Raw genomic sequence first — 25370 nt, 5'->3', positions numbered from 1 at the left:
CTATTTTAACTATTGGCGTTTTTTTAGTGCAAAACCGATAGCGACATACGCCCAACCTTGGAAAATAAGGTCAATTCCTAAAAACATGCCCAATACCCATAGGCTATCGTATGGCCAGCCGGCAATAATCATTAAACCTAAAATTAGCGTAATAATCCCCGATGCTAAAATCCATCCCCAACGTGGTATTTCTCGGTTATTTAATGATGCAAATATTTGCGTAAACCCACTGATAACCAGTAAGAGTGAAATTAGTAATGTAAATGCAGAAGAAACGGCAATAGGTTGGAAATACGCCATTAATCCAATAAAGATATACAAAATCCCCATCACTGCCCATAAGGCTGTTTGACCAAAACCTTTAATATTAAAGGCATGTATTATTTGCGCAATACCTGCAATTAAAAGTAATGAACCGATAAAGTAAACAGAAAAGACAGTTGCAATAAACTGGTAGCCTAATGCTAAGCATCCCAAAATAATTAAAATCACACCGATAAAAATAAACCAGCCTGTTTTTTGTTTAAGATCTTGAGTATTATTTTCAGTAGATATCATATTAAATTCCTATTTTATATGGTTAACTTTCGGTTGTAATCAACATAGCCTTTCAATTCAAACTTGCCAGACGTTTTTAGCGAGCGAAAAGAAGGCATGACGGAGGTAATGCTAAATATGCAAAGAAAATGCGTACCATTTCCTTTGCGTATAATAATTAATCAATATAATAAAACTAATTGTCCTTTTAATTTTTATCTTTCAGTGCTTCGTCTAATGTTGAATAAAACATTAATTTATTCGAAATCGGTATAAACTTGGCTCTGGCTAATGTTTTCAATGGTTGGAATTGTAATTCACAAATAGATAAATCTACTTGTTCTGGCAATTCATCAACAAAATGGCGTAATGCATTAAGCCCACCCGCATCAAGAATAGGCACCGCATCCCACTGTAATACGATGTGCTCATAGCCATTTATTTTCTGATAGATTTCAGAAAAGGTACGTTCAGCGGCGGCAAAAAATAGTGGTCCATTAATGCGAAGTACTAATGTTTTTTCACTGCTTCGATTGAGTTCAACCAATCGTGTCATGTGTGCAATACGACGCATAAATAGGATTGAAGCTAAGACTATGCCAAGTGTTATAGCAATAACCATATCAAATAATACGGTTAAAGACATGCAAATAAGCATGATTAAAATATCATCTTTAGGTGCACATTTAATTATATATATCACTCGTTGCACAGCGCTCATATTCCATGCCACAATTAATAACAAGGCTGCCATTGCTGATAAAGGGATATAGGATAATAATGGTGCAAAACAAATGAGTGCAAGCAATACTACAATCGAATGCAGCACGGCAGCAATAGGTGATGTTGCGCCTGCTTTGACATTAGCAGCGGAACGGGCTATAGCGGCTGTTGCTGAAATCCCTCCAAAAAACGGCGCAATGATATTGCCTAATCCTTGTCCGATAAGTTCACTATTTGAGTGATGTTTTGTATGGGTCATTTCATCTAATACGACGGCACATAATAATGATTCAATCGCGCATAGCATTGCCATTGTAAGCGAAATTGGAAGCAGAGCGGATAACATTGACCAATCCCATTTAAAATCAGCGTGCTGCCAAGGTAAGATAAATTCGGGTAAAACGGACGGGATACCATGACCGATGCTATTATCAGGTAAAATATAGGTAAATCGAGAACCGATAGTTTCAATTTCATAGCCAAATTGATTCAAAATAAACATGACCAAAATACCCGTTATTAATGCAGGTAAATGCCCGGATACTTTTATTCGAAGTTTCGGCCACACAATCAGTACTATCAGTGTTACAATCCCTACTAAAGTATCGGCAAAATTAATAGTTGGAAAGGTTTTAACTAAAGCGGTTACCTTGCTAATATAGCTTTCCGGCATGTGTTCAAGTGTTAAACCAAAAAAATCTTTGATTTGCATGGTGGCGATAGTTATTGCAATGCCAGAGGTAAAGCCTAAAACAACAGGTAAAGGAATATATTCAATTAATCGACCAAGTCGAATTACTCCCATAATAATTAGAAAGACACCGGATAATAAGGTCGCAACAAGTAATCCAGACAAACCAAATTGTAATGAAACGGGATATAAAATCACGACAAATGCCGCTGTTGGGCCCGATACGCTGAAGCGTGAACCTCCGGTTAATGCAATGACAAAACCTGCAATTATTGCGGTGTAAAGCCCATGTTGTGGTGGAACACCACTCGCTATTGCTAAAGCCATGGCTAATGGTATAGCAATAATACCAACCGTAATACCAGCAATTAAATCCTTAAAAAAACGGGTAGATGTGTAACGATCTTTTATGCACGCTGCGATAAAAGCGCAACAAATTTTGGTGCCAGTTATGCCATATAATTTCATTATTTTTATTCGACTAATAGAAGTTTTTTGAAATGCTTACTAAGATAATCTTTTTTACAAAAATTAAAAGAGTGTTATCAAAATAATTTATATCGTCATTAAATTGCGTTAGGCAATTTTCCAATTGCGGTATAATGAATTTATCAAAGATGATTCTATAAATTGTTGCTAATATGCTTTTTCTATTGATTTGATACCGGTAACGTTTAAAAATAATGTCGTAGACCCATTCGCTTTTCTTGATATGGTATGATTAGCAGGAGCAATGTATGGTAGTAATTAATCAAAACGTGTTTATTCATTCTTTTAGGGGAATAGGTGCAATTATGTTACTTGCTTTCTCTTCATTTTGTTTTGCATTACCACAACTAGCAGGCTCAAAAACCGCCTATCATTATGATACTAAGCAAACCATTACCCCTGCTCCAAAAGGCTATCAAGCATTTTATATTAATCATATTGGTCGTCATGGTTCTCGCTATATTAGTAAATCAAAATATGAAGAGATTGCCTATCAAACATTATTATTAGCCGACAAAGATAATCAACTCACTGATGAAGGAAAATCGTTACTCAAGCAAGTTTTGTATATTAAACAGTTGAATAATAATCACTATGGAGAGTTAACCGATTTAGGGCGTCAAGATATTGGTCTCATCAGTCAGCGAATGTTAAAAAATAATCCAACGGTCTTTAAAGGACATAACATTGCGGTGATTTCATCTACGTCGCCTAGAGCTAAAGAGACGGCTGAAATTTTTGTTCAACCCTTTAAAGCAAAATATCCTCATATTCAAGTCACCACCCAGCCCGAAAATGGACAAACATTGTTACGCTTTTTTAACTATTCGCCTGCTTATGATAAATATAAACAGAGTAAAGTGGTTAAAAATGCTTTAAAAGAAATTAAATTTTCACCTAAAACTATCGCACTGAGTCAAACAGTTGCTATGAAATTTTTTACCCTTGATTTTATTGAAAAATTAAATGTTGGAATGGATATTGGTGAATATAATTCGATTAAAACCGAAGATTTTAGTCTGGCCGTTTATCAACTCTATCAAGAGTTACAGGCATTACCTACTGAGGTATTAGTTAATCATCAACTTAATTTTGATGATTATTTTTCAGAGGAAGCAAATGCGTGGTTTAATACAGTTGTCACCGCCAAAAATTATTTACAAATCGGTCCGGCATTTGATGCCAATGGTATTCAAATTAAAATCGCTGCACCCTTATTAAGGGATATGCTAATGACAGCCGATAACGCAATTACCAATAATAATGTTGATGCTAATTTGCGTTTTGCTCATGCAGAGACGCTTTCTCCGTTTGCAACGCTAATGGAAATAGAGGGTACAACAAAAGTTGCTAAGACGCTATTTGATTATCCGACTGTCTGGCATGCAGAAAAAATTATTCCTATGGGCGCCAATATACAATGGATTTTTTATAAAAGTGAACAACCACATCATCCGATACTAGTTAAAATCTTATTAAATGAACAAGAAGTCCATCTACCAATTAGCACCCAACAATATCCTTATTATCGTTGGCAGGATGTTAAACAGTTTTATACCAATAAATTAAATCAATTAGGTTTAAATGAAAATCAACCCGATATCGATATGCTTAAAAAATTAAAATGATTTTAGATTGAGCATATTGTAAATGACTGTATTGCTGAATTAGGGGAAGTAGAAACTATTCCTGCATAAGACTATGATCCGTTAAATGACTAAACCTGAAGCCAGAAGGTTACCGGTCCATCATTAATTAATGATACTTGCATATCTGCTGCAAACTGACCGGTTTGCGTCTTAATATTTTTTTTGCATTGCTCAACAAAGAATTGATACAGTCTATTGGCATCTTCTGGTTTAGCTCCTTTGGTAAAGCTTGGACGCATTCCTTTTTGGGTATCTGCAACTAAAGTAAATTGGGATACAACAAGAACTTCTCCTTGAGCTTGATTAACATTAAGGTTCATCTTACCGTCGCTGTCACTGAAAATACGGTAGCCAAGAACTTTTTCACATAATCGAATTGCTTTTTGTTCATCATCATCTTGCTCGACGCCGAGTAATATCAACAACCCATGATTAATTTTTCCAATAATCTGATCTTCAACAGTGACAGAAGCTTTTTTAACACGTTGGATTAAGGCAATCATAAAAATATTACTCCGGTTGAGTTTGGTTATCCGATATTCGTTTTTTAGTGCGGTTAAATTCGGTTAATGTTGCTGCAAATTCAGCGCCAAATAAGACAATACACCAAGAACAGTAAATCCAAACAAGCATGATTGGAATGGAAGATACTACGCCATAGATTAACTGATAAGTTGGAAATGAACTTACATAAAACGCAAAGGCACGTTTACCTATTTCAAACAATATTGCTGCAACAATGGCACCAATGAATGATTCTTTAAAAGGAACGGATTCAGTAGGTATAATACTGTAGAGTAGCCAAAATCCAACGACAGAAATAATAAACGGTAAACTACTCAACATAATATTTCCTGTTGTGCCAGTTGATAACCAGTTTAACGAAAATATATATGAACTGACCGCTACACTTGAGCCCGCTAAAATAGGTCCCAAAGTCAATATTGTCCAGTACATGGTTAGATTATACATAAATGAGCGTTTACGTTTCGTTCTCCAAATATGATTAAGCGCACTATTAATTGAGTTAATAAGCAATAATGAGGTAACGATTAATCCAACTATGCCTACTACCGTCATCTTCTTCGTATTGGCAATGAATTGTTCTAAGTAATTTTGGATGGTATCACTTGCGGTAGGAACAAGATTACTGTAAATGAGCTGTTTTAGCGATAGGCTAATTTCATCAAACATTGGAAAAGCGGATAATAATGAAAAAATAACAGTAATAAGCGGAACGAGTGCCAGTATTGTGGTATAGGCAAGGCTGGCAGAGGATGTGGTCAACTGATCTTGATTGATTTTAGCCCACAACATTTTTAAGAACAACGTTATCTGCTGAAATGTTTTCATGGTTTTTTCTATTTGTTAGAAAGAATACAATTATTGATCCCACTATTTTTTAGTGAGCTCAACGCTTTATCAGCTTCGCTTTTGCTAGTATAGGGTCCAGCTGTAACACGATATAACTGACCAGAAGAAATATTACCATTTATACCTACCATAGCAAGTTGAGCTTTTAGAGTGTCTGCATTGGCTTTTTCCTTAAAAGCACCACATTGTAATGTCCATTTTGTTGTTGTCGATGATGTTTGATTGGCATTCGATCGTGTATTGGTGTTATTCGCAAAACTGTCTAAAATTTGTTGTCGTTCACTTGCAACTGAATTCGATGTTGCGTTTGAACTGGCATTGGGCGTTTCTAACGCTTTAAGGTATGTCCAACGTTCCTGAGGCTGCTCTGGCAAGGTAACGGCAGGTGGAGGCGTTTTGACTTTTGGTTGTTCAGCGGGTTTGTTAGGTTTATTATTGGTAATAAAATAAAGAATGGCAGAAAATAAGACAATAAGGGCAATTGCCATAAATATCATAAATTTTGGCATAAAGCTTGATTTGTTTTTTTTCGGTCGACTTTTTCTTCTTACATAATCACGCTGAACCACAATATACTCTCTTGTTTTTTTTATTGATATGGAATAACTGATTAGTATACAAATAAAAAAAGTGGCTTACACCACTTTTTAGCATTTTTTAACTATATAGTTAACAGATGAGGGCATTAAGCCAATGCTTTAATCTGTTTAATTAAATTTGCTTTATGACGTGCAGCTTTATTTTTGTGGATTAAGCCACGAGCCGCTTGACGGTCAACAACTGCTTGCATGTCTTTGAATGCTACTTCAGCTGTTTGTTTATCACCAGCTGCAACAGCTGCGTAAACTTTTTTGATATAAGTACGCATCATTGAACGGTTACTAGCATTATGTTTACGGCGTTTTTCGGATTGAACCGCACGTTTTTTAGCTGATTTGATATTAGCCAAAGTCAACTCCCAAGTTTAAATAAAATTACATATTAATAAGGCGGCAAAATATGCCTGATTTTCTGCCAGTTGTCAATGCCGTTACATAAAAAATTTGCAATTTATAAATTACACATTGATGACAAACGTTTACTATTTGAACAATAATCGCTATAACCTAAAAAGAATTTTTATGTTAGAATACATGAAGTTTATTTTTATTTATATTTTTTTATTAAGAGGAAGTCTCATGTCTGTTATTAGAATGCAAGATCTTGATCTAAAAGGGAAACGTTTATTTATTCGTTCAGATCTTAATGTACCAGTCAAAAATGGTAAAGTCACTTCTGATGCACGTATCAAGGCATCATTACCGACAATTGAAGAAGCAATCAAAAAAGGCGCTAAAGTGATGGTGACTTCTCACATTGGTCGTCCAACAGAGGGAGAATATAACCCTGAATTCTCATTGCAACCAGTCGTTGATTACTTAAAAGAACATGTTTCATTTCCTGTCCGTCTTGTTAAAGATTACCTTGATGGCGTAGATGTTAAAGAAGGCGAATTAGTGGTTCTTGAAAATGTACGTTTCAATGTAGGTGAAGGTAAAGATGATGAAACGTTATCTAAAAAGTATGCCGCACTTTGTGATATCTATGTAATGGATGCATTTGGAACAGCTCACCGTGCTCAAGCTTCAACGCATGGTGTGGGTAAATTTGCACCTATCGCATGTGCTGGTCCTTTATTAGCTGCGGAACTTGATGCATTAGGAAAAGCACTTGATAACCCAGCTCGTCCAATGGTTGCGATTGTTGCGGGTTCTAAAGTATCAACTAAACTTACTGTACTTGATTCGCTTTCAAAAATCGCTGATCAAATTATTGTCGGTGGCGGTATTGCTAATACTTTCATTGCGGCTGAAGGTTATAATGTAGGTAAATCGCTATATGAAGCGGATTTAATCCCGGAAGCGAAAAAATTGATGGCTAACTGCCATATTCCTGTTCCAACTGATGTACGTGTTGCGACTGAATTCAGTGAAACAGCAACGGCTACAGAAAAATCAGTTTCTGATGTTAAAGAAAATGAACAAATTCTTGATTTAGGTGATAAATCAGCTGAAGCATTAGCTGATATTATTAAAAAAGCGAAAACCATATTATGGAATGGTCCAGTTGGTGTATTTGAATTCCCTAATTTCCGTCGTGGGACTGAAATTGTTGCTAAAGCAATTGCTGATAGTGAAGGTTTTTCAATTGCCGGTGGTGGTGATACGTTAGCTGCAATTGACTTATTTGGAATTGAAGATAAAATTTCTTACATCTCAACTGGTGGAGGTGCCTTCCTTGAGTTTGTTGAAGGTAAAAAACTTCCTGCTGTTGCAATGTTAGAAGCGAGAGCAAAAGCATAATATAGATTCAGTAAAAAGGATGAGATGATTACTCATCCTTTATTTTTTATAATAATTAAATCATAGGTAATAAAATGGCTACAAAGATTTCTGATGTCGTTAAACCCGGTGTTGTAACTGGTGATGATGTTCAAAAAGTATTTCAAATCGCTCGTGAAAATAACTTTGCTTTACCAGCAGTTAACTGTGTTGATACCAACACAATTAATGCGGTAATTGAAACAGCGGCAAAAGTAGGTTCTCCTGTTATTGTTCAATTCTCAAATGGTGGTGCACAGTTCATCGCTGGTAAAGGTCTTAAATTAGAAGGACAAGAATGTGCAGTACTAGGCGCTATCTCTGGTGCAAAACATGTTCATTTAATGGCTGAAAAATATGGTGTACCAGTGATTGTTCACACTGACCACTGTGCAAGAAAATTACTTCCATGGGTTGATGGCTTACTTGATGCTGGTGAAACTCACTTTGCTAAAACTGGTAAACCACTATTTTCTTCACATATGATCGACCTGTCAGAAGAAACATTAAAAGATAACATTGATATTTGTTGTCAGTATCTTGCTCGTATGTCTGCAATGAAAATGACATTAGAGTTAGAATTAGGTTGTACTGGTGGTGAAGAAGATGGTGTGGATAACAGCCATATGGATAGTTCAGCACTTTATACTCAACCTGAAGATGTAGCTTATGCTTATGAGCGTTTAAGCGAAATTAGCCCTCGTTTCACTATCGCAGCATCATTTGGTAACGTGCATGGTGTTTACAAACCAGGTAATGTTAAATTAACACCAAAAATTTTAGATAACTCACAAAAATACGTATCAGAAAAATTCAACTTACCTGAAAAATCACTGAATTTTGTATTCCATGGTGGTTCAGGCTCAACACCTGAAGAAATTGCAGAAGCAGTTAGTTATGGTGTTATCAAAATGAATATCGATACCGATACTCAATGGGCTAACTGGGCGGGTATTTTAGATTACTACAAAGCTAATGAAGCTTATTTACAAGGTCAATTAGGTAATCCTGAAGGACCTGATGCGCCAAACAAAAAATACTATGATCCACGTGTTTGGTTACGTAAAGGTCAAGATTCTTTAGTTGCTCGTTTAGAACTTGCATTTAAAGAACTTAACGCTGTTAACGTACTTTAATTAACATTTTCATTTTTAATACAAAGTGGGGAATCTCCTACTTTGTATTAATTGTTCATAAAATAAATCTTGCATTTGTATATCAATTGTAGGATAATTCTGCCCTCATTTAACTTAGGGGAGCTGTCTATTTATATAATAGAAGCGTTTGCACCCGAGAGAAGGAAACCAAAAAATGGCAAAAAAAGTACAGGCTTACATCAAGTTGCAAGTTGCAGCTGGTGCAGCAAATCCTAGTCCACCAGTTGGTCCAGCACTTGGTCAACATGGTGTTAATATCATGGAATTCTGTAAAGCATTTAATGCGAAAACAGAAAGCATGGAAAAAGGTCTACCTATTCCAGTTGTTATTTCAGTCTATTCAGACCGTTCATTCACCTTTGTTACTAAGACTCCTCCTGCGGCAGTACTATTGAAGAAAGCTGCTAAAATCAAGTCTGGTTCAGGTGAGCCTAACAAGAAAAAAGTAGGTAAAGTAACGAGTGCTCAAATTCGCGAAATCGCTGAATTAAAAGCTGCAGATATGAATGGTGCTACCATTGAATCAATGATGCGTTCTATTGAAGGAACTGCTCGTTCAATGGGCTTGGAAGTGGAGGGTTAATCGATGGCTAAATTATCTAAGAAAGCTAAACTTATCCGCGAAAAAGTGAATGCAACTAAACAATATGAAATCAACGAAGCAATTGCTTTATTAAAAGAGCTTGCGACTGCTAAATTTACTGAAAGCGTTGATGTTGCTGTAAATTTAGGTATTGATTCACGTAAATCAGACCAAAATGTTCGTGGTGCAATTGTATTGCCTCATGGTACTGGTCGTAGCGTTCGTGTAGCTGTGTTTACACAAGGTGCAAATGCAGAAGCAGCTAAAGAAGCGGGTGCTGAATTAGTTGGTATGGACGATCTTGCGGATCAAATCAAAAAAGGCGAAATGAATTTTGATGTCGTTATCGCATCGCCAGACGCTATGCGTGTAGTTGGTCAATTAGGTCAAATTTTAGGACCACGTGGTTTAATGCCAAACCCTAAAGTTGGTACTGTAACGCCTAACGTTGCTGAAGCAGTAAAAAATGCGAAAGCAGGTCAAATCCGTTACCGTAACGATAAAAATGGTATTATCCATACTACTATCGGTAAAGCTGATTTTGATGCAGCTAAACTTAAAGAAAATTTAGAAGCATTACTTGTTGCGTTAAAACGTGCAAAACCAGCATCTTCTAAAGGTGTCTTTGTGAAGAAAGTAAGTCTTTCTACTACTATGGGCGCTGGTGTTGCTATCGATCAAACAACATTGAATGCATCTGTTTAATTAAACATATTAATTAAACAAAAAAATCGGTTGGTGTCTGGCCTTAACCAGACCCCGTCCAAGACCGTAGGTGTAATTGACGTTTAATTACTTAATTTTCCTACGTAGACGGTGACAGAACCTGATAAGATATAATACAGGAATTCTGCTCATCGTGGTTGTGCTAACTATATTGTTATAGTTAGTTTAAATAAGTCTAGGCTTTGCCTAGTTTTAATCCAGGAGCAAAACCAATGGCACTAAATCTTCAAAATAAACAAGAAATTGTTGCTGAAGTTAATGAAATCGCCAAAGGTGCGCTATCTGCAGTTGTTGCCGATTCTCGTGGCGTAACTGTAGAAAAAATGACTGCATTACGTAAATCTGCTCGTGAAGCGGGTGTTTATATGCGTGTTGTTCGTAATACGCTATTACGCCGTGTTGTAGAGGGCACTCAATATGAGTGTTTAAAAGATACGTTTGTTGGTCCTACTCTAATTGCGTTTTCAAACGAGCACCCAGGTGCTGCTGCGCGTATTTTTAAAGCGTTTGCAAAAGAAAACGATAAATTTGAGATTAAAGCCGCAGCCTTTGAAGGTGAGTTAATTACTGCAGCGAACATTGATCGCTTAGCAACATTACCTACTTATGAAGAAGCATTAGCTCGCTTGATGTCAACCATGAAAGAAGCCGCAGCTGGCAAATTGGTTCGTACTCTTGCAGCTGTTCGTGATCAAAAAGAAGCTGCTTAATTAGCAGTATGATGACGAATTTTATTAATTAAAAATTGTAAATTTGGGAAACTATATTATGTCTATCACTAAAGAACAAATTTTAGATGCAGTTGCTGAAATGTCTGTAATGGACGTTGTTGAACTAGTATCTATGATGGAAGAAAAATTCGGTGTTTCTGCAGCAGCAGCTGTTGCAGTTGCAGCAGCAGGTCCAGCTGAAGCAGCTGAAGAGAAAACTGAATTTGATGTAATCTTAAAAGATGTTGGTGCAAATAAAGTAGCTGTTATCAAAGCAGTTCGTGGTGCAACTGGTTTAGGCTTAAAAGAAGCTAAAGATCTTGTTGAATCAGCTCCTGCAACAGTTAAAGAAGGTGTTAGCAAAGCTGATGCTGAAGAACTTAAAAAGGCACTTGAAGAATCTGGTGCAGCTGTCGAACTTAAATAAGTTAATCGATAGCAAGCTAAATGGCTGGGGGTTTTACCTCCAGCCTTTTTGCGCTGTAAAAAGTCGAAGAATTTTATTTGAAGACTATCAATAAAAAGCAATAAAGAAATAGTATATTTATTAAGCCTAATCAATTGATATTTATAGATATTTTCGATGAGGTGTCAGGCGTTATTATTCGATTGAAGTGCTCCTGATGAATATTTAATCATGCTAAAATAGCAGATAAGCAAGTTGAGGAACTAATGGTTTACTCTTATACCGAGAAAAAACGAATTCGTAAGAATTTTGGTAAGCGTCCACAAGTCTTGGATATACCGTATCTTCTTTCTATTCAACTTGATTCGTTCCAGAAATTTATTGAGCAAGATCCAGAAGGTCAGTATGGTTTAGAAGCCGCTTTTCGTTCAATATTTCCGATAAAAAGTTATAGTGGTAATGCTGAGTTACAATACGTGAGCTTTAAGATGGGCGAACCTGTGTTTGATGTAAAAGAATGTCAAATTAGAGGGATCACTTACTCAGCACCGTTGCGCGTAAAATTACGTTTAGTTATTTATGATAAAGATGCACCAGAAGGAACTGTAAAAGATATTAAAGAGCAAGACGTCTACATGGGCGAAATTCCTTTAATGACGGACAATGGAACATTTGTAATCAATGGTACCGAACGGGTAATCGTTTCACAATTACATCGTAGTCCAGGTGTGTTCTTTGATAGTGATAAAGGTAAAACACACTCTTCTGGTAAAGTTTTATATAATGCTCGGATTATTCCTTATCGTGGCTCTTGGCTTGATTTCGAATTTGATCCAAAAGACAATCTTTTTGCTCGTATTGACCGTCGTCGTAAACTTCCAGCAACAATTATTTTGCGCGCATTAGGTTATGAAACAGAAGAAATTTTAAATATCTTCTTTGAGAAAACCATTTTTGAAGTTGGCAAATCCAAATTAAAAATGGATTTAGTCCCAGAGCGTTTACGTGGTGAAACAGCCTTATTTGATATTGAATCAAAAGGTAAAGTGTACGCTGAAAAAGGTCGCCGTATTACTGCACGTCATATTCGTGAATTAGAAAAAGATAAAGTAAGCAAAATTGATGTACCTGTTGAATACATCGTTAATAAAGTGCTTGCTAAAAACTATGTCAATGACGCGACAGGTGAAGTCATTGCATTTGCTAATACACCAATTTCATTAGAATTGTTATTAGAATTAACGAATGCAGGCTACAAAAAAATTGAAACATTATTCACCAATGATCTTGATCATGGGGCGTTTATCTCTGAAACATTAAATGTTGATTCAACGCGCGATCGTTTAGGTGCATTAGTTGAAATTTATCGCATGATGCGACCAGGTGAGCCACCAACAAAAGAAGCTGCAGAAGCGTTATTTGACAACTTATTCTTCTCTGATGAACGTTATGATTTATCAGCGGTTGGTCGAATGAAATTTAATCGTTCTTTAGGTCGTGATGATATTGAAGGTCAAAGCGTCTTAACTAAAGATGATATCGTTGACGTTATGAAGAAATTAATCAGTATTCGTAATGGTCATGGTGATGTTGATGATATCGACCACTTAGGTAATCGTCGTATTCGTAGCGTTGGTGAAATGGCAGAAAACCAATTCCGTATTGGTTTAGTGCGTGTTGAAAGAGCCGTAAAAGAGCGTTTATCTTTAGGTGATCTTGATTCATTAATGCCACAAGATATGATTAATGCTAAACCAATTTCAGCGGCAATCCGTGAGTTCTTTGGTTCTAGCCAGTTATCTCAGTTTATGGATCAAAACAATCCATTATCTGAAATTACGCATAAACGTCGTATTTCTGCATTAGGTCCGGGTGGTTTAACTCGTGAGCGAGCAGGCTTTGAAGTCCGTGACGTACATCCAACTCATTATGGTCGTGTATGTCCGATTGAAACGCCTGAAGGTCCAAACATCGGTTTGATTAACTCGTTAGCGGTCTATTCTCGTACTAATGAGTATGGTTTCTTAGAAACACCATATCGTCGAGTGATTGACGGTGTTGTGACTGATGAAATTAATTATTTATCAGCAATTGACGAAAGTGAATTTGTTATTGCACAGGCGAACTCAAACCTTGATGAGGAAGGTCGCTTTAAAGAAGATTTAGTGACTTGTCGTTTAAATGGTGAGTCGGGCTTATATAGTCCTGAACAAGTTCATTATATGGACGTTTCAACACAACAAATCGTGTCAGTTGGTGCGTCATTAATTCCATTCTTGGAACATGACGATGCGAACCGTGCTTTGATGGGTGCAAACATGCAACGTCAAGCAGTTCCGACATTAAAAGCGGAAAAACCATTTGTTGGTACCGGTATGGAACGTGCGGTAGCTGTTGACTCAGGTGTAACAGCCGTTGCTCGTCGTGGTGGTACTGTTCAATATGTTGATGCGTCACGTATCGTAGTCAATGTAAATGCCGATGAAATGTATGCGGGTGAAACAGGGATTGATATTTATAACTTAACTAAATATACCCGTTCTAACCAAAATACCTGTATCAATCAAATTCCATGTGTGGAATTAGGCGAAAAAGTTGAACGAGGTGATGTACTTGCAGATGGTCCATCAACTGATTTAGGTGAACTTGCATTAGGTCAAAACATGCGCGTGGCATTTATGCCATGGAATGGTTATAACTTTGAGGATTCTATTTTAGTTTCTGAAAAAGTGGTACAAGATGATCGTTTCACCTCGATCCATATTCAAGAGTTATCTTGTGTATCTCGTGATACTAAATTAGGTGCTGAAGAAATCACTGCTGATATTCCAAATGTGGGTGAAGCTGCGCTTTCTAAATTAGATGAATCAGGTATTGTTTATATCGGTGCTGAAGTTAAAGGTGGTGATATTCTTGTTGGTAAAGTGACGCCTAAAGGTGAAACACAATTAACACCAGAAGAAAAATTACTACGTGCAATTTTTGGTGAAAAAGCATCTGACGTTAAAGATACGTCTTTACGTGTACCAAATGGTGTTTCTGGTACGGTTATTGATGTCCAAGTCTTCACTCGTGATGGTGTACAAAAAGATAAACGTGCACTTGAAATTGAAGAGATGCAACTTAAACAAGCAAGAAAAGATTTAACTGAAGAGCTTAAAATCTTAGAAGCAGCTTTATTTGCGCGTATTCGTGATGTGTTAATTTCTGGTGGTATTAAAGCTGATAAATTAGATGCCTTACCACGAGAAAAATGGTTAACAATCGGTATTTCAAACGAAAGCAAACAAGCACAGTTAGAGCAACTTGCTGAACAGCACGAAGAAATTAAACTTGAGTTTAACAAAAAGCTTGAAGCTAAACGCATGAAGATTACCCAAGGTGATGATTTACAACCTGGTGTGCTCAAAATTGTTAAAGTTTACTTAGCGGTTAAACGTCAAATTCAGCCTGGTGATAAAATGGCGGGTCGTCATGGTAACAAAGGGGTTATCTCTAAGATTAATCCAATTGAAGATATGCCATATGATGACAAAGGTCGTCCAGTCGATATCGTGTTAAACCCACTAGGGGTTCCGTCTCGTATGAACATTGGACAGATCCTAGAAACCCACTTAGGTATGGCGGCTAAAGGTATTGGTCAAAAAATTGATACAATGCTTAAAGAACAGCAAGAACTTGCTAAATTACGTGAGTTTATCCAAAAAGCATACGATCTTGGTTTAGGTGCTGCACAAAAAGTAAATGTTGCAGAATTTACCGATCAAGAAGTCATGACATTGGCACAAAATTTACGTAATGGTATGCCACTTGCTACACCAGTGTTTGATGGTGCAAAAGAGCAAGAAATCAAGTCATTACTAGAATTGGGTGAGTTGCCGACTTCAGGTCAAATTACATTGTATGATGGTCGTACAGGTGAGCAGTTTGAACGTCCGGTAACAGTAGGTTATATGTACATGCTGAAATTAAATCACTTAGTTGATGATAAGATGCATGCACGTTCTACAGGTTCATATAGTCTGGTTACTCAACAGCCATTGGGTGGTAAAGCTCAATTTGGTGGTCAGCGTTTCGGTGAGATGGAAGTATGGGCACTTGAAGCTTATGGTGCTGCTTACACACTACAAGAAATGCTAACGGTTAAATCAGATGACGTAAACGGCCGTACTAAGATGTATAAAAATATTGTAGATGGTGATCATCGTATGGAACCTGCGATTCCAGAATCATTTAATGTATTGTTAAAAGAGATTCGTTCGCTAGGTATTAATATCGAGTTAGATGAAGAGTAATCTTCACTAACTAAAAATGATTTCTATTTATAGGGATAACTTATTAGCGATAATAAGTTATCTAATTGGTTTAACTCCATAGGAGCCAATTGTGAAAGACTTACTAAAGTTTCTAAAAGCACAGACAAAAACAGAAGATTTTGATGCTATCAAGATAGGTCTTGCCTCTCCTGATATGATTCGCTCATGGTCTTTTGGTGAAGTTAAAAAACCTGAAACAATCAACTATCGAACGTTCAAACCAGAGCGTGATGGATTGTTTTGTGCGCGTATTTTTGGACCAGTTAAAGACTATGAATGTTTATGTGGAAAATATAAACGTTTAAAACACCGTGGTGTGATCTGTGAAAAATGTGGCGTTGAAGTAACACAAGCGAAAGTACGTCGTGAACGTATGGGGCATATTGAACTTGCATCGCCAACTGCACACATCTGGTTTTTAAAATCATTACCATCTCGTATTGGTTTATTGTTAGATATGCCACTTCGTGATATCGAACGTGTTCTTTATTTTGAATCATTTATGGTTCTTGATGGTGGTATGACCAACTTAGAGCGTGGTCAAATCTTAACAGAAGAGCAATATTTAGATGCGTTAGAAGAGTTTGGTGATGAATTTGATGCTCGCATGGGTGCCGAAGCTATCCAAGAGTTGTTGCGTAATATTGATGTACAAGCGGAATGTGAAGCACTACGTGACGAACTTTCAACAACAAACTCTGAAACAAAACGGAAGAAAATCACTAAACGCATTAAGATTATTGAAGCATTCATTCAATCAGAAAATAAACCTGAATGGATGATCTTAAACGTATTGCCTGTGTTGCCACCAGATTTACGTCCATTAGTACCACTTGATGGCGGACGTTTTGCAACATCAGATTTGAATGATCTTTATCGTCGAGTGATCAACCGTAATAACCGTTTAAAACGTTTATTAGACTTAGCTGCGCCAGATATTATTGTACGTAATGAAAAACGTATGTTACAAGAATCTGTCGACGCATTATTAGATAATGGTCGCCGTGGTCGTGCTATTACCGGTTCAAACAAACGTCCATTAAAATCACTTGCCGATATGATTAAAGGTAAGCAAGGTCGTTTCCGTCAAAACTTATTAGGTAAACGTGTTGACTACTCAGGTCGTTCTGTAATTACAGTGGGACCATACTTGCGTTTACACCAATGTGGTTTACCGAAAAAAATGGCACTTGAGCTTTTCAAACCATTTATCTACGGTAAATTAGAGCGTCGTGGCTATGCAACAACCATCAAAGCTGCGAAGAAAATGGTTGAACGTGAAGATGCGATTGTTTGGGATATCTTAGATGAAGTTATCCGTGAACATCCAGTATTACTAAACCGTGCACCAACACTTCACAGATTAGGTATTCAAGCATTTGAACCTATCTTAATTGAAGGTAAAGCGATTCAGTTACATCCATTAGTTTGTGCGGCATTCAATGCTGACTTCGATGGTGACCAAATGGCGGTTCACGTACCATTAACCTTAGAAGCGCAATTAGAAGCGCGTGCGTTAATGATGTCAACCAACAACATTCTTTCGCCTGCGAGTGGTGAGCCTATTATTGTTCCTTCACAGGACGTGGTATTAGGTCTTTACTATATGACTCGTGATAAAGTCAATGCGAAAGGTGAAGGCATGATTTTAACCGGTCCTAAAGAAGCAGAAAAACTGTATCGTTTAGGTCTTGTTGAGCTACATGCTAAAGTTAAAGTGCGTATTACTGAAAGCCAACGTAATAGTGTTGGTGAGTGGGAAGAAACAACGTCAGTTATTGATACTACTGTTGGGCGTGCTATTTTATGGTTGATTATGCCAAAAGGGATGAGTTACTCAGTGATTAACCAACCACTTGGCAAAAAAGCAATTTCACGTATTTTGAATATTTGCTATCGTCAACTAGGTATGAAAGAAACCGTTATTTTGGCTGACCAAGTGATGTATACCGGTTTTGCTTATGCTGCACGTTCTGGTGTTTCAGTTGGTATTGATGATATGGAAATTCCGGCTAAGAAATTACAAATCATCAACGAAGCTGAAATTGAAGTTGCTGAAATTCAAGAGCAATTCCAATCAGGTTTAGTCACAGCAGGTGAACGTTATAATAAAGTTATCGATATCTGGGCAGCAGCCAATGAACGTGTTGCAAAAGCCATGATGGATAACTTATCAACTGAAAAAGTGATTAATCGTGAAGGTAAAGAAGAAGTACAATCTTCTTTCAATAGTATTTATATGATGGCCGACTCAGGTGCGCGGGGTTCTGCGGCACAGATTCGTCAGTTAGCAGGTATGCGTGGTTTGATGGCAAAACCAGATGGTTCTATTATCGAAACACCAATTACGGCAAACTTCCGTGAAGGATTAAACGTACTTCAGTACTTTATTTCTACCCATGGTGCTCGTAAAGGTCTTGCTGATACAGCGTTAAAAACAGCGAACTCTGGTTATTTGACTCGTCGTTTAGTTGATGTTGCACAAGATTTAGTTGTTATTGAAGACGATTGTGGCACATTAGAAGGCGTAGTGATGACACCGGTTATCGAAGGTGGAGATGTTAAAGAGCCACTTCGTGAACGTGTATTAGGTCGTGTAACGGCTGAAGATGTGTTAAAACCAGGCAGTGCCGATATATTGATTCCACGTAACACATTACTTGATGAAAGCTATTGTGATTTACTAGAAGCTGAATCGGTTGATAGTGTTAAAGTTCGTTCTGTTGTTTCGTGTGATACTGATTTTGGTGTTTGTGCGAAATGTTATGGTCGTGACTTAGCACGTGGTCACTTAGTGAATAAAGGTGAAGCAATCGGTGTTATCGCAGCTCAATCAATCGGTGAGCCAGGTACACAGTTAACCATGCGTACGTTCCATATCGGTGGTGCGGCATCAAGAGCGGCAGCAGAATCAAGTGTTCAAGTTAAAAACAAAGGTAGTATTAAATTAACTAATGCTAAATTTGTGACTAACCCAGACAAGAAATTGGTTATTACATCACGTAATGCTGAGTTAACGATTATCGATGATTTAGGTCGAATGAAAGAGACTTACAAAGTTCCTTATGGTTCGATTTTAACAAAAGGTAATGGTGCAGCAGTCGATGCTGGTGAAACAGTTGCTAACTGGGATCCGCATACAATGCCAGTTATCTCTGAAGCGAAAGGCTTTGTTAAATTTGTTGATATGGTTGATGGTCAAACTATTACCCGTCAAACCGACGAATTAACAGGTTTATCATCGATTGTTATTTTAGATGTCGCTGAGCGAACAGGTGTAGGTAAAGATTTACGTCCAGCAATCAAGATTGTTGATGCTAAAGGTAAAGATATCTATGTTGCAGGTACTGAAATGCTTGCACAATACTTCTTACCAGGTAAAGCATTAGTTCAATTAGAAGATGGTGCAGAAATCAATGTGGGTGATACACTTGCACGTATTCCACAAGCCTCTGTAGGGACTAAAGATATTACCGGTGGTTTACCACGCGTAGCTGACTTATTTGAAGCTCGTAAACCGAAAGAATCAGCTATTCTTGCTGAAATTGATGGTATTATTTCGTTTGGTAAAGAGACCAAAGGTAAACGTCGCTTGATCATCACGCCATTAGATGGCAGTGAACCATATGAAGAGATGATTCCTAAATGGCGTCAACTTAACGTATTTGAAGGTGAACAAGTTGGACGTGGTGATGTGATTTCCGATGGGCCTGAATCAGCACATGATATCTTACGTCTACGTGGCGTAAATGCGGTAACACGTTACATTGTTAACGAAGTTCAAGAAGTTTATCGCCTGCAAGGTGTAAAAATCAATGATAAGCACATTGAAGTTATCGTTCGTCAGATGCTGCGTAAAGCAACGGTTATTCATCCGGGTGGTTCTCGTCTACTTGACGGTGAACAACTTGAAGTTTCACGCTTGAAGATTATTAATCGTGAACTTGAAGCACAAGGTAAAGAACCAATTGTTTATTTACACGATCTACTTGGTATTACTAAAGCATCATTAACAACTGAATCGTTTATTTCTGCGGCATCGTTCCAAGAAACGACTCGCGTATTAACCGAAGCAGCAGTTGCTGGTAAAAACGACGAATTACGTGGCTTAAAAGAAAACGTCATTGTTGGTCGATTGATTCCGGCTGGTACTGGTTATGCTTACCATAAAGAGCGTTTACGTAAACGTGCAGTACCATCAAGTGATGATATTCAAACAACAATTTCTGCTGAAGAAGCAACAGCTAACTTAGCTGAGTTACTTAATTCTGCAGAAGAAAACCAATAGTCAGTAGGACGAGTTATTAAAATAGCACGTGATCGCACGTGCTATTTTTTTATCTCAAATGAAATGAAAGGAGTTTTATATGTATATTGTTATGAACCGTTTTAAAATAAAACGAGGTAGTGAAGAGACTTTTATTGACATATGGCGTAATCGTGATAGTCATTTGAAAGAGATGAAAGGATTTAATCGCTTTTACTTTCTACAAGGAAAAACTGAACAGGATTATACTTTATTTTCTTCATTTGCCGAGTGGGAATCAAAGGCTGATTTTGAAGCTTGGGTAAATTCAGATCACTTCAAACATACTCATCGTAATACGAATAATCGACCGAATAATAGTGATATCTATTTTGAACCGGCACAATTAGAGTGTTTTGATGTTTTACTAAAATAATAAATTTGATGAAACAAGCAAAAATCTAATATTCCGATTCATCATTAATTCATTAAGGTTATGTGAGCAATAATCCAATAGTGACATAATGGAATTTAATAATAAGTTATGATTATACTTCGCAAAGTTTATAAAAATAGCTATAATACAATCTAACTATTATAAAAATGTTGGTGTGATTAGCGTATATTTATTCTAAAAAAATACAAAACTAATGAAAAATTAAGCTAATCCACATTGAATTACTTTTTTCCTGACTATCTTTTCTTTATTACTTATAGTGTTCTTTTTTGGTTCTGATTTAATTCATGTTTATATATTAATGATATTCAGTGCTCATTTCAAATATTGATCTATATTTTGATGTCCTTAGTTTAATTGTTAATGGTTTCAATTAGTTGTGTTTTTCTAAATTACCTATTAATTAGACAATTTTATAAGGGGTTTACGATGAAATCAAAACTTGTGTTACTCATTATTGCGTTACTTATTGTTGCCGGATTCATTTTTTTTAAAAACTACAATAGTATTCAAACTCAAGATGAAAAAGTGGCAGCTTCATGGTCAGAAGTTATTAACCAGTATAAACGTCGAGCAGATTTAGTCCCTAATTTGGTTAATACTGTTAAAGGATACGCGACACACGAGAAAGAGGTGTTTACACAAGTCACTGACGCCCGAGCCAAAGTTGGTTCAATACAATTAAATGCAGATCAACTTACCGATCCTGCTTTATTTTCTAAATTTCAACAAGCACAATCTGAGTTGAGTTCTGCATTAAGTCGTTTGATAGCAGTTAGTGAAAATTATCCAGAGCTTAAAGCTAATACATTATATCAAGATTTAATGAGCCAACTTGAAGGTACTGAGAACCGTATTGCTGTTGCTCGAGGACGCTACATTGAAGCAGTGCAAAATTTCAATATTTATATCCGTCAATTACCCACAAAATGGGTAGCAGATGTTTTAGGTGTGAAACCAAAACAACAGTTTAGTGTTGAAAATGAAAAACAGATTTCTAATGCACCTGCAGTTAATTTTGGGTAGTGAATATAATGAAGAGATACTTTCCAGTTAGCTTATTGTTAATATTCAGTTGGTTTTGTTTTGGGCTGACTGAAATTCCACAATTTACTCGGCGGGTGATTGATACGACAAATACACTGACACCATCACAAATTGATGATTTAGAATCAAGCCTAATTGAATTTGAAAAACCAAGAACTGACGGTGCACAAATTATCATTTTAATGATTGCAAAGCTTGAAGATGAAACCATTGAACAATGTGCAACTCGAGTTTTTGCTCAATGGGGAATAGGAAAAAAAGGACAAGATAATGGTATTTTATTATTAATCGCTAAAGACGATAGACGTATGCATATTGAAGTTGGTTATGGGTTAGAGGGAACCATAACCGATTTAATTGCTAGCCATATTATACGTGAACAATTAACACCGGAATTCAAACAAAATAACTATTATCAAGGTATCAAAAATGCTATATCTGTCTTGAAACAAAAAATAGATAACTCAGAACCCCTAGGTAATGAAAATAGCAATGAATCCGATATTGGTACGCTTCTTGCTGGTGAATTTGGTGCTAAATTATTTAATTATGGTTTGGTCTCTTTTTTCATTTGCTTTGTTATCAATAGTATTATTCCGCTAGGATCGTCTAAACGCTCTGCCAGTCGAAATTTGGGTACAGGGCTACTTAATGGATTATCAGTAGGTGGGTTTACCTTATGGAGTGGTCATTCTATATCCATTGCTTTTATCTTATTATTCTTGGCGTTTGTCATGAGTACGATTGCGAGTGGATTTTTACGAATAAATGGTAGCAGTGGTTCAGGTGGCGGCGGATTCCGGGGAGGAGGTTTTGGCGGTGGAGGGTTTGGAGGCGGCTCAGGAGGATTTAGCGGTGGCGGAGGTGGTCGTAGTGGTGGTGGTGGCGCTTCTGGTAGCTGGTAAATTGATTAGAAATCGTTTTAATTTGTTTGTCTAAAATTGGCTTATAATTATTAAATAAAAATCTCAAATTTGATGTTTTTTATATTATTGAAATAATGGAGTAATAAAAATATCAAGCCAATAATCAACGACTAAAACAAATTATCTTATACGATCCCATTGACGAAACCTTGATTTAAAGGTAATATGCGCGCCTTACGGCATCGTGTAGTTTTTAACTATACTAAATAATTTTTTAAGGTAGATGCGCATATTTTATGCAAAATAAATTGCCATTAACGATCGACCCTATTAAAGCTGCACAGAAACGACTTGATTATGTTGGATATTATCCAGCAAAAAGTGCAACAAGGGTTGAAAGTCCAAAAAGTGATATCGAGTGCCGCTTATCCTTTGATTATGATGAGCAAAAACTCTGTGTTATCAACATTGATGCGAAGATAACGTTGGAACTGATTTGCCAACGTTGTTTTAAACCTTTTATCACTGAAATTCATGTGATGAATAAATTTAGTCCTGTAAAGAGCGATGCTCAAGCAGAGACACTACCGGAACATTATGAACCTGTTCTGATGAACGAGTTCGGTGAAGTGGATATATTAGCGTTACTTGAGGACGAAATTATTCTCTCGTTACCAATTGCGCCGGTACATGATAGTAAACACTGCGAAGTGTCAGAGGCAGATATGGTATTTGGTGATATTCCAAAAGAGAATGAAAAGCCAAATCCATTTGCAATTTTAGTTAGTTTAAAGAATAAGGGGTAAATCCATGGCTGTTCAACAGAATCGTAAAACTCGTGCAAAACGTGGTATGCGTCGTTCACATGATGCATTAACTGTTGCTAATATCTCAGTTGATGAATCAGGTAAAACACATTTACGTCATCACGTAACCGCTGATGGTTATTATCGTGGTCGTAAAGTGATTTCGAAATAATTACTGCGAATTTAGAAATCCTCAGGTGACATTTTGGATAATCTAACCATCGCGTTAGATGCTATGAGCGGGGACTTCGGTCCTCGTATTGTTGTTCCTGCTGCAATACAAGCACTAAATCGTTATCCAAATCTTTCTATCTTTCTGGTAGGTAATCTAACAGAAATAAGCTCCTTTTTGTCTAAAGAAAATACCAAACTTATTGCACAGTATCAAAACGATAGTCGATTGATATTGATAGAATCAACCACTGTGATTACGAATGACATGAAGCCATCTTACGCAATTCGCCATAGTCAAGGCTCTTCAATGAGAATTGCATTGGAACTTGTCAAAGAAAACTCTGCTCAAGCATGTGTTAGTGCAGGTAATACAGGGGCTTTGATGGGGTTATCTAAACTTTTATTACATTCTCTAACCGGTATTGACCGTCCCGCTTTGGTTGCGACTATACCAGCCTTAAATAATCAAGATACAGTTGTTTTGGATCTCGGGGCTAATGCTGAATGTGATAGCGATATGTTAGTACAATTTGCGATAATGGGTGAGATTCTTGCTAAGACTGTACTTAAGATCGAAACTCCACGAGTTGCATTACTTAACATTGGTGAAGAGGATATTAAAGGATTAGATAAAATTCGTGCAGCTGCGGCTGTATTAAAATCGAATGATCAAATTAATTATATCGGTTATTTAGAAGGCAATGATCTTTTAACTGGTAAAACCGATGTATTAGTCTGTGATGGGTTCGTAGGTAATGTAACACTAAAAACGGTCGAAGGCTTAATCAAAATCTTTATGTCTTCGTTTAAGTTATCTTTGAATCATAATTCTTTTTTAATGAAATTACTGAGCAAATGGGTACAAAGAAAGATTGCAAAAAATTTTTGTTATTTGGATCCTGGGCGATATAATGGAGCCTGTTTACTTGGACTTCAAAGTATTGTGATCAAAAGTCACGGTAGTGCCAATCAAAAATCTTTTTTTGCAGCAATAGAACAAGCTATTTTGGCTATCCAAACAAATATACCAGAGAAGATTGCAACTAGTCTTTCTTCCGCACTACCTAAGAGCGAATAATTAGATGTATACAAAGATATTAGGAACAGGAAGTTATCTTCCAAAACAGATTCGAACCAACGCAGATCTTGAAAAAATGGTTGATACTAGTGACGAATGGATTACAACTCGCACTGGTATCAAAGAAAGACGTATTGCCGCTCCTGATGAAACAGTAACAACAATGGCTTATGAAGCGGCAATTAATGCTATTGACATGGCTGGTATCGATAAAAATGATATTGGTTTAATTATTGTTGCAACAGCTACTTCAATTAATGCTTTTCCAAGTTCTGCAACTGAACTACAAGCTAAACTTGAGATAGGCGATGTGATTGCCTTTGATGTATCAGCAGCATGCTCAGGATTTGTTTATGCATTAGATATTGCGGATAAATATGTAAAAAGTGGTGCAATCAAATATGCTTTAGTGGTTGGATCCGACATGTTAACACGTGGTGTTGATCCGGCTGACCGTGGGACTGTAATTATTTTTGGTGATGGAGCAGGTGCTGTTGTTGTCGGAGCTTCAGAAGAGCCCGGCATTATTGCTTCACATCTACATGCTGACGGACGTTATGGCGATCTATTAAAATATCCCTATGTCGATCGCCGTAATATGAATGATCCTGTCTATATGACGATGCATGGTAATGAAGTGTTTAAAATAGCAGTTAAAGAACTCTCAAATTTAGTTGATGAGCTTTTAACTGAAAATGCTTTTAATAAAGCCGATTTAGATTGGTTGGTGCCTCATCAAGCAAATTTAAGAATTATTTCTGCGACAGCTAAACGTTTAGATATGGATATGAGTAAAGTCATTGTAACGTTGGATAAACAAGGAAATACTTCAGCTGCATCGGTACCTTGTGCATTAGATGCTGGTGTCCGAGATGGACGCATTAAACGTGGCCAATTAATTCTATTAGAGGCATTTGGTGGCGGTTTTGTATGGGGCTCTGCGCTCGTTAGATTTTAACTAATCAATTATTTTAA

Annotated in this window: 22 protein-coding genes; 16 read left to right on the top strand and 6 right to left on the bottom strand. The window is 36.8% G+C overall.

Going from position 1 to position 25370, the window contains the following annotated elements:
* Positions 1–9 precede the first annotated feature (9 nt).
* Both ACKJXD_RS08645 and dauA read right to left on the bottom strand, forming a co-directional pair.
* Positions 10–558, bottom strand: a complete 549-nt coding sequence (locus ACKJXD_RS08645) for an HdeD family acid-resistance protein (protein WP_220215987.1) — start codon at positions 556–558, stop codon at positions 10–12.
* 187 nt (positions 559–745) lie between these two features.
* Positions 746–2419: a C4-dicarboxylic acid transporter DauA gene (gene dauA / locus ACKJXD_RS08640; RefSeq protein ID WP_430876072.1), complete on the bottom strand. Its 1674-nt coding sequence runs from the start codon at positions 2417–2419 to the stop codon at positions 746–748.
* A gap of 269 nt (positions 2420–2688) precedes the next feature.
* Here dauA and ACKJXD_RS08635 point away from each other — a divergent pair, with 269 nt between their 5' ends.
* On the top strand, positions 2689–4068 hold the full coding sequence (locus ACKJXD_RS08635) for a histidine-type phosphatase (protein WP_430876071.1): 1380 nt from the start codon (positions 2689–2691) through the stop codon (positions 4066–4068).
* A gap of 89 nt (positions 4069–4157) precedes the next feature.
* Here ACKJXD_RS08635 and dtd read toward each other — a convergent pair whose 3' ends face one another.
* From dtd to rpsT, 4 genes are all read right to left on the bottom strand, one after another.
* Positions 4158–4592, bottom strand: a complete 435-nt coding sequence (gene dtd, locus ACKJXD_RS08630) for a D-aminoacyl-tRNA deacylase (protein ID WP_430876070.1) — start codon at positions 4590–4592, stop codon at positions 4158–4160.
* A 7-nt stretch (positions 4593–4599) separates the two neighbouring features.
* Positions 4600–5442 carry a virulence factor BrkB family protein gene (locus tag ACKJXD_RS08625; protein WP_220215983.1) on the bottom strand — a complete coding sequence of 281 codons (843 nt, stop codon included), beginning with the start codon at positions 5440–5442 and terminating at the stop codon, positions 4600–4602.
* Between the two features lie 8 nt (positions 5443–5450).
* On the bottom strand, positions 5451–6032 hold the full coding sequence (locus tag ACKJXD_RS08620) for an SPOR domain-containing protein (RefSeq protein WP_430876069.1): 582 nt from the start codon (positions 6030–6032) through the stop codon (positions 5451–5453).
* Positions 6033–6148: 116 nt separating this feature from the next.
* Positions 6149–6412 (bottom strand): 30S ribosomal protein S20, encoded by a 264-nt coding sequence (gene rpsT, locus ACKJXD_RS08615; protein ID WP_025316521.1) that lies wholly within the window; start codon positions 6410–6412, stop codon positions 6149–6151.
* Positions 6413–6641: 229 nt separating this feature from the next.
* Here rpsT and pgk point away from each other — a divergent pair, with 229 nt between their 5' ends.
* The 15 genes from pgk to ACKJXD_RS08540 all read left to right on the top strand — a co-directional run bounded on the left by pgk (position 6642) and on the right by ACKJXD_RS08540 (position 25353).
* On the top strand, positions 6642–7805 hold the full coding sequence (gene pgk, locus ACKJXD_RS08610; protein ID WP_065559751.1) for a phosphoglycerate kinase: 1164 nt from the start codon (positions 6642–6644) through the stop codon (positions 7803–7805).
* Positions 7806–7879: 74 nt separating this feature from the next.
* On the top strand, positions 7880–8959 hold the full coding sequence (gene fbaA, locus ACKJXD_RS08605; RefSeq protein WP_065559750.1) for a class II fructose-bisphosphate aldolase: 1080 nt from the start codon (positions 7880–7882) through the stop codon (positions 8957–8959).
* A 175-nt stretch (positions 8960–9134) separates the two neighbouring features.
* Entirely contained in the window at positions 9135–9563 is a 429-nt protein-coding gene (gene rplK, locus ACKJXD_RS08600) for a 50S ribosomal protein L11 (protein WP_065559749.1), read from the top strand.
* 3 nt (positions 9564–9566) lie between these two features.
* Positions 9567–10268, top strand: coding sequence for a 50S ribosomal protein L1 (gene rplA, locus ACKJXD_RS08595; RefSeq protein WP_065559748.1), 702 nt, complete (start codon positions 9567–9569; stop codon positions 10266–10268).
* Positions 10269–10501: 233 nt separating this feature from the next.
* Positions 10502–10999 (top strand): 50S ribosomal protein L10, encoded by a 498-nt coding sequence (rplJ, locus tag ACKJXD_RS08590; protein WP_025316516.1) that lies wholly within the window; start codon positions 10502–10504, stop codon positions 10997–10999.
* 58 nt (positions 11000–11057) lie between these two features.
* Complete coding sequence (rplL, locus tag ACKJXD_RS08585) at positions 11058–11426, top strand: 50S ribosomal protein L7/L12 (protein ID WP_065559747.1); 369 nt, start codon at positions 11058–11060, stop codon at positions 11424–11426.
* A 245-nt stretch (positions 11427–11671) separates the two neighbouring features.
* Positions 11672–15700, top strand: coding sequence for a DNA-directed RNA polymerase subunit beta (rpoB, locus tag ACKJXD_RS08580; protein ID WP_430876068.1), 4029 nt, complete (start codon positions 11672–11674; stop codon positions 15698–15700).
* 91 nt (positions 15701–15791) lie between these two features.
* Complete coding sequence (rpoC, locus tag ACKJXD_RS08575; protein WP_294825694.1) at positions 15792–20009, top strand: DNA-directed RNA polymerase subunit beta'; 4218 nt, start codon at positions 15792–15794, stop codon at positions 20007–20009.
* Positions 20010–20088: 79 nt separating this feature from the next.
* Positions 20089–20403, top strand: coding sequence for an antibiotic biosynthesis monooxygenase family protein (locus ACKJXD_RS08570; RefSeq protein WP_065559744.1), 315 nt, complete (start codon positions 20089–20091; stop codon positions 20401–20403).
* 450 nt (positions 20404–20853) lie between these two features.
* Positions 20854–21450: a LemA family protein gene (locus tag ACKJXD_RS08565; RefSeq protein ID WP_220215979.1), complete on the top strand. Its 597-nt coding sequence runs from the start codon at positions 20854–20856 to the stop codon at positions 21448–21450.
* 8 nt (positions 21451–21458) lie between these two features.
* Positions 21459–22376 carry a TPM domain-containing protein gene (locus ACKJXD_RS08560; protein WP_430876067.1) on the top strand — a complete coding sequence of 306 codons (918 nt, stop codon included), beginning with the start codon at positions 21459–21461 and terminating at the stop codon, positions 22374–22376.
* Positions 22377–22633: 257 nt separating this feature from the next.
* A complete protein-coding gene (gene yceD / locus ACKJXD_RS08555) occupies positions 22634–23143 on the top strand; it encodes a 23S rRNA accumulation protein YceD (protein ID WP_411605524.1) in 510 nt (169 codons plus the stop codon).
* A gap of 4 nt (positions 23144–23147) precedes the next feature.
* Complete coding sequence (gene rpmF / locus ACKJXD_RS08550) at positions 23148–23315, top strand: 50S ribosomal protein L32 (protein WP_025316508.1); 168 nt, start codon at positions 23148–23150, stop codon at positions 23313–23315.
* A 33-nt stretch (positions 23316–23348) separates the two neighbouring features.
* Entirely contained in the window at positions 23349–24395 is a 1047-nt protein-coding gene (gene plsX / locus ACKJXD_RS08545; protein WP_430876066.1) for a phosphate acyltransferase PlsX, read from the top strand.
* 4 nt (positions 24396–24399) lie between these two features.
* Positions 24400–25353 carry a beta-ketoacyl-ACP synthase III gene (locus ACKJXD_RS08540; RefSeq protein WP_430876065.1) on the top strand — a complete coding sequence of 318 codons (954 nt, stop codon included), beginning with the start codon at positions 24400–24402 and terminating at the stop codon, positions 25351–25353.
* Positions 25354–25370: the final 17 nt, after the last annotated feature.

Source organism: Gilliamella sp. G0441 (assembly GCF_050589305.1).
In the GTDB taxonomy this organism is placed as follows: domain Bacteria; phylum Pseudomonadota; class Gammaproteobacteria; order Enterobacterales; family Orbaceae; genus Gilliamella.
Note: the sequence above shows the minus strand (reverse complement) of the source record. Positions and strands in the feature narration are given on the sequence as shown.

Coding starts and splice junctions, on each gene's coding strand:
- pgk (WP_065559751.1), top strand. CDS start 6,642: ATGTCTGTTATTAGAATGCAAGATCTTGATCTAAAAGGGAAACGTTTA.
- yceD (WP_411605524.1), top strand. CDS start 22,634: ATGCAAAATAAATTGCCATTAACGATCGACCCTATTAAAGCTGCACAG.
- ACKJXD_RS08625 (WP_220215983.1), bottom strand. CDS start 5,442: ATGAAAACATTTCAGCAGATAACGTTGTTCTTAAAAATGTTGTGGGCT.
- ACKJXD_RS08540 (WP_430876065.1), top strand. CDS start 24,400: ATGTATACAAAGATATTAGGAACAGGAAGTTATCTTCCAAAACAGATT.
- dtd (WP_430876070.1), bottom strand. CDS start 4,592: ATGATTGCCTTAATCCAACGTGTTAAAAAAGCTTCTGTCACTGTTGAA.
- ACKJXD_RS08645 (WP_220215987.1), bottom strand. CDS start 558: ATGATATCTACTGAAAATAATACTCAAGATCTTAAACAAAAAACAGGC.
- rplA (WP_065559748.1), top strand. CDS start 9,567: ATGGCTAAATTATCTAAGAAAGCTAAACTTATCCGCGAAAAAGTGAAT.
- rplL (WP_065559747.1), top strand. CDS start 11,058: ATGTCTATCACTAAAGAACAAATTTTAGATGCAGTTGCTGAAATGTCT.
- ACKJXD_RS08635 (WP_430876071.1), top strand. CDS start 2,689: ATGGTAGTAATTAATCAAAACGTGTTTATTCATTCTTTTAGGGGAATA.
- rplK (WP_065559749.1), top strand. CDS start 9,135: ATGGCAAAAAAAGTACAGGCTTACATCAAGTTGCAAGTTGCAGCTGGT.
- rpoB (WP_430876068.1), top strand. CDS start 11,672: ATGGTTTACTCTTATACCGAGAAAAAACGAATTCGTAAGAATTTTGGT.
- ACKJXD_RS08565 (WP_220215979.1), top strand. CDS start 20,854: ATGAAATCAAAACTTGTGTTACTCATTATTGCGTTACTTATTGTTGCC.
- rpmF (WP_025316508.1), top strand. CDS start 23,148: ATGGCTGTTCAACAGAATCGTAAAACTCGTGCAAAACGTGGTATGCGT.
- dauA (WP_430876072.1), bottom strand. CDS start 2,419: ATGAAATTATATGGCATAACTGGCACCAAAATTTGTTGCGCTTTTATC.
- fbaA (WP_065559750.1), top strand. CDS start 7,880: ATGGCTACAAAGATTTCTGATGTCGTTAAACCCGGTGTTGTAACTGGT.
- ACKJXD_RS08570 (WP_065559744.1), top strand. CDS start 20,089: ATGTATATTGTTATGAACCGTTTTAAAATAAAACGAGGTAGTGAAGAG.
- ACKJXD_RS08560 (WP_430876067.1), top strand. CDS start 21,459: ATGAAGAGATACTTTCCAGTTAGCTTATTGTTAATATTCAGTTGGTTT.
- rplJ (WP_025316516.1), top strand. CDS start 10,502: ATGGCACTAAATCTTCAAAATAAACAAGAAATTGTTGCTGAAGTTAAT.